The 4308-nt window shown below is 65.0% G+C and carries 5 protein-coding genes; 1 reads left to right on the top strand and 4 read right to left on the bottom strand.

Annotation, left to right across the window (positions count from 1 at the left end; genetic code table 11):
* Positions 1–96: 96 nt before the first annotated feature.
* Both PMI38_RS20040 and PMI38_RS20035 read right to left on the bottom strand, forming a co-directional pair.
* Positions 97–417, bottom strand: coding sequence for a hypothetical protein (locus PMI38_RS20040; protein ID WP_008097815.1), 321 nt, complete (start codon positions 415–417; stop codon positions 97–99).
* Between the two features lie 72 nt (positions 418–489).
* The gene (locus PMI38_RS20035; RefSeq protein WP_008097812.1) at positions 490–1080 is read right to left on the bottom strand and encodes a cysteine hydrolase family protein; all 591 of its coding nucleotides are present in this window, start codon (positions 1078–1080) and stop codon (positions 490–492) included.
* Between the two features lie 179 nt (positions 1081–1259).
* Here PMI38_RS20035 and prmB point away from each other — a divergent pair, with 179 nt between their 5' ends.
* Positions 1260–2168, top strand: coding sequence for a 50S ribosomal protein L3 N(5)-glutamine methyltransferase (prmB, locus tag PMI38_RS20030; protein WP_008097810.1), 909 nt, complete (start codon positions 1260–1262; stop codon positions 2166–2168).
* A gap of 212 nt (positions 2169–2380) precedes the next feature.
* On the opposite strand, the gene PMI38_RS20025 is transcribed toward prmB, so the two are convergent.
* Both PMI38_RS20025 and PMI38_RS20020 read right to left on the bottom strand, forming a co-directional pair.
* Positions 2381–3169, bottom strand: coding sequence for a hypothetical protein (locus tag PMI38_RS20025; protein ID WP_008097808.1), 789 nt, complete (start codon positions 3167–3169; stop codon positions 2381–2383).
* Between the two features lie 81 nt (positions 3170–3250).
* Positions 3251–4210, bottom strand: coding sequence for an alpha/beta hydrolase (locus tag PMI38_RS20020; RefSeq protein WP_008097805.1), 960 nt, complete (start codon positions 4208–4210; stop codon positions 3251–3253).
* Positions 4211–4308 lie beyond the last annotated feature (98 nt).

Here is a 4308-nt window from a genome sequence, read left to right as displayed (position 1 = left end):
AAGCCGGCTCCCACAGGGTCACCACAATGTTCAGCGCTGTGGAGTTCCTGTGGGAGCCGGCTTGCAGGCGATAGGGCCGGTAAATTGAAAAAACTGTCAGTGGTGCTTCTTCATCAAGTGAGGCGACAGGTTCAACTCCCGCCCCCGGCGCAAGCGAATACGGCTGCGCCGCCAGAACCTCACGCCGAAATACAACATCAGCAACCCGGCCACCGTGATGAACCCGGCCAGCGGCCGGTTGGCATTGAGTTCGGCCAGCGCCGTGTAGTTGCCGAGCAGCCCGGCGATGCCAGCCATGGCCAGCAGCACGCCGAGCGTCGCGAGCAATGCCGACAGGCCGGCAGCCAGCCGAGCACCCCAGTTGCGCGGTTCGCGCTGACGCAGGCGCTTGGCGTCGAAACTGCCTTTTAGCTTCATTCCGATTTCCTCTGTGGACATCAGAAATTGGACCGGTCGCCGACCCTCGGGTTCCGCCTGGCTGCCGGCCGGTCAGATCAGGCTGGCAGTCGGGGCGACACAGGCGAAGTTGTCGGCCATCACGGCCATCTCGCACTCATGGATCTGCGCGGCGGGGATCACCCGGTCTTTCAGGGCAAGATCGCGGGTCGCCGAGGCGTCTTCCACCAGGGTGCAACGATAACCATAGTCCTTGGCCCGGCGTACCGTGGTGCTGACGCTGGAATGGCTCATGAAACCGCAGACGATCAGGTCAAGGTGCCCCAGCTCTTGCAGGGTTTCGTGCAGCTTGGTGTTCTTGAAAGCGTTGGGCATGCGTTTTTCGATGACGATTTCTCCCTCGCGTGGTTCAAGGCCAGGGATGAACTCACCGGCCGCACCCTGGGGGTCGAAGCGACCACCAACGGTACCGAGGTGGCGAACGTGGATGATCGGACGGCCGGCCTTGCGGGCGGCGTCGAGCAACCTGGCGATGTTGGCCACGGCCTCGTCCATGCCCGACAGCGCGAGAGGGCCACTGAGGTACTCTTTCTGCGCATCGATGACGATCAGGCTGGCTTGGCTCAGCTTGGCCGGCGGGTAGTCGCGGCCAGTGAGGCGGAACATCGTGGTTGGAACGGACATCAAGGGCTCCTTGGGTAGGGCTTTTGTATACCTATTCTCCCTTGCCTTGGCGCCAATGGGAATGGTTGACATCGCAAGCGGCGTGGTTACTGGCCTGTGGCGGACTGCGGGGCGATCCGCGGCAACAAATGTGCGGGTAGGACTGTTAGACTTTTGTCCGGTCTGAATAGGAGTACCCCGTGATCACATCTCGTCTGCGCACGTTGCGCGACCATATCCGCTGGGCGGTCAGCCGCTTCCATGAGCACGAGCTGTTCTTCGGCCACGGTGCCGACAATGCCTGGGACGAAGCCCGCCTGCTGGTGTTGGGTGCCGTGCACCTGCCATGGGAAGTGGCCGACAGCTACCTGGACTGCCAGCTCGAGGACGACGAGCGGGTGCGCCTGCAGCACCTGCTCAAGCGCCGCATCCAGGACCGTGTGCCGACCGCCTACCTGTTGGGCGAGGCGTGGTTCTGCGGCATGTCGTTCATTGTCGACGAGCGTGTGCTGGTACCGCGTTCGCCGATCGGCGAGCTGATCGAGAAACGCTTCGAGCCGTGGCTGGCCGCCGAGCCAGCGCGCATTCTCGACCTGTGCACCGGTTCCGGCTGCATCGGTATCGTGGCTGCGGAAGTATTCCCCGAGGCCGAAGTGGTGCTTGCCGACCTGTCCTTCGAAGCACTTGAAGTGGCCAACCAGAACATCGAGCGCCACGGTCTGGACGAGCGCGTCTTCACGGTGCAGGGCGATGGTTTCGCCGGCCTGCCGGGGCAGCGTTTCGACCTGATCCTGTCCAACCCGCCGTATGTCGATGCCGAGGACTTCGGCGACATGCCGGCGGAGTATCACCACGAGCCGGAAATGGGCCTGGCCTGCGGCAACGACGGCCTGGACCTGGTGCGTCGGATGCTGGCCGAGGCGGCTGATCACCTGACCGAAAAGGGCTTGTTGATCGTCGAGGTGGGCAACAGCCAGGTGCATGTCGAGGCGCTGTACCCCGAAGTGGACTTTGCCTGGCTGGAGTTCGAGCGCGGCGGGCATGGGGTGTTCATGTTGACGGCCGAGCAATGCAGGCAGCATCAGGAGCTGTTCAAGGCGCGCGTCTGAGGGGGAATGGGGCTGCTTTGCAGCCCATCGCCGGCAAGCCGGCTCCCACAGGTACACCACACGCTTCAGGTTTGTGGTGGTCCTGTGCCCCCACAGGTACACCACATGCTTCAGGTCTGTGGTGATCCTGTGCTCCCACAGGTACACCACACGCTTCAGGTTTGTGGTGATCCTGTGGGAGCCGGCTTGCCGGCGATGCAGGCGACGCGGTCCTAGCGAGTAGCAATCCAGATCAGCAGGCCCGCCTGAAACACCGCAAACGCCACCAGGCAAGTGATGGTAAAGCGTAACCCGCTGTCCTCGCGCCGATACTTGGCCACCCGCTCATCCCGCTCGCGCAGTTGCGCTTCCTTCTCCAGCAACTGCTGTTCGGCCTGCTGCAGCATGCCGGCGGCCTCCAGCATGTCCACCCGCTGGACCTTCTCGGTATTCCAGCCACCCTTGAGCTGGCCGACGGTCGTCTCCACGGTACTGCCCTTGAGGTGCTGCGGGTCGGCGTATTCCACCTCGATGCCGGTGGCAGTCAAGAAGCGATCCCGGCGCAGGCGCGTGTCTTCGTTCATCGCATCCCTGTTCGGCAATGCCATGCCTTCGACCTTGTAGTGCGACCAGCGGCGCTGCAGCCACTGCACCGCCTGGCCCAGCAGGAAGCGGCCGAGACCGCGGTTGAGGGGCTCCAGCTGCAGGCCGCTGTCGCTGCCGATGCTGACCCGGCGCTCGGCGTGGTCGACGCGCACATCCAGCTGGTTCTGTTCCTTGCGCACTTTCTGGCCGGGCAGGCGGATTTCCAGGCGCAGCAAGCTGTGCACTTTGTCGTGGCGCTCGGCATGGCCGAACTCGACGAAGCGCAGCGGCCTTGCACCGCTGTTGCGGTCGGTGGGCAGCGGCGCCAGGCGCAGCAGCTGGAAGTGCTCGACGGCAAGGTCGTCCCAGGGCAACGAGGCGCTGTCCGGGGCTTGTGGCGCTTCGGCCGGTTCTACGGCAGCGGGGGCATCGGTCATCAGGGTGTTCTCGAATACAGGCCAATACCGAGCTTATCGGCCGTATCGCCCCGGACCTGAGGCCATTGTGCGTCGATCTCCTCAGGCTGAGGGCAGCTGATGAATGAACGTCACGATGCGCTCGCCCAGCTCCCGGGCCAGGGGCAGTTCCGGGTTGAGGTAGCTGTCGCGCTGCAGGCGCATTTCCTTGGGGCTGATGCGCAGCATGTGGTTCATGCCGTCGATCAGTACCAGCTGGGCGTCAGGTTTTGCCGCCTTGAGGCGTTCGGCGTCGACCACGTCGACTTGCACATCGTTACGGCCCTGCACGATCAGGGCGGGCATGGGCAGGCGGGCGAAGGCTTGCGCCGGGTCCTGGCGGAACAGCGTGATCAGGTAGGGCTGCACGCTGGGGCGGAACACCTGGCGCAGGGGCGCCGGCACGTCCAGGCTGGTCTGCCCAGTCTGCAGGCGGTCGAGCAGGGCGTCGCTGCGTGCCAGTTGCGCCGGCGGCAGGCGCCGCGCCAGTTGTTCGCGCACCACGTCTGCCAGCGGCCTGCCACTGCCCGCCAGGGTGATCACGGCGCTGGCGCCGGCCTGTTCGGCGGCCAGGCTTGCGATCAGCGCGCCTTCGCTGTGACCGATCAGGATCAATTGGCCGAAGCGCGGGTCAGCCTTGAGCTTGCGGCTCCAGGCGACCACGTCGGCGACGTAGCGCTCGACGCTGAGGTTGCGTTCGTCGGGCGTGGCCGGTTGGCTGGCAGCGACGCCGCGCTTGTCGTAGCGCACGCTGGCGATGTGCTCGTTGGCCAGCAGCAGGGCCAGGCGCTTGAGGTTGTCGATGCGCCCCGAGGCTGGGTTGTTGCCGTCGCGGTCGGTGGGGCCGGAGCCGGCGATGATCAGCACCACTGGCGGTGGCGTGGCCTGCTGAGGCAGCAGCAGGCTGCCGTGCAGCACGCCCTGGCCGGTGTCCAGCTCGATGGGCCGTTGCAGCACGGTGGGGGAGGCGGCCTGGGCCAGGCCTGCGCAGAACATGAAGAACAAGGCGACGAGGCGCGACATCTTGGGGGGACTACATGGTGAGATAGCGTTTTGACTCAATGTTTGCTGGAAGGTTCGGCAGGTGGGTGTGGCGTGTTGCCTCACCGCCGGCAAGCCGG

This window comes from Pseudomonas sp. GM84 (assembly GCF_000282535.1).
Lineage (GTDB): Bacteria > Pseudomonadota > Gammaproteobacteria > Pseudomonadales > Pseudomonadaceae > Aquipseudomonas.
Note: the sequence above shows the minus strand (reverse complement) of the source record. Positions and strands in the feature narration are given on the sequence as shown.